The sequence below is a fragment of the Bacillus sp. LR--39 genome (genome assembly GCF_053613335.1).
The window spans coordinates 1-509 of record NZ_JBSIOT010001663.1; the positions used below are offsets into that span (position 1 = coordinate 1).

General features: G+C 45.0%; 1 protein-coding gene. It reads left to right on the top strand.

Translation table 11 applies throughout. From position 1 onward, the window contains the following. Positions 1-465 (top strand): response regulator transcription factor (locus ACWHAR_RS32380; protein WP_452089092.1); only part of this gene is annotated, 465 nt, incomplete at its 5' end. Positions 466-509: the final 44 nt, after the last annotated feature.

A 509-nucleotide genomic window follows, 5' to 3' on the forward strand; every position in this document is an offset into this window, starting at 1 on the left:
GATAAACTGTCGGGTTTTGCCTACGGGGCTGATGATTATATTACAAAACCTTTTAATCCTCTGGAATTAATCGCCAGGATTAAAGCCCATTTAAAAAGAACGTATATACATAAAGAAGTTGCAGCTGCTTCAGTATCTTCAGCCTACGAATATGAACGCTTTATATTTCATCCCGACTTTGCGGAGCTGATCGTGGACGGCGAAACGGTCAGCTGCTCGGCGCAGCTGCTCCAGCTCCTGCAATATTTTTGCGATCATCCGAACAGGGTGCTTTCCAAGGATCAAATTTATGAAAAAGTGTGGGGCGTTCCATCTTATGGAGACAGCAACACCGTCATGGTACATATCAGAAAGCTGAGGGAGAAAATCGAAAAAGACCCGAGCAGCCCCGAATATATTGTCACGATTCGCGGCCTTGGATATAAGTTCGTTCCCAATCCTGCACGAAAAGAGAGCGAAGGATGAAGCTCAGAGGAAAGCTCGTTCTCCACTTTGTCAGTCAGATTTTT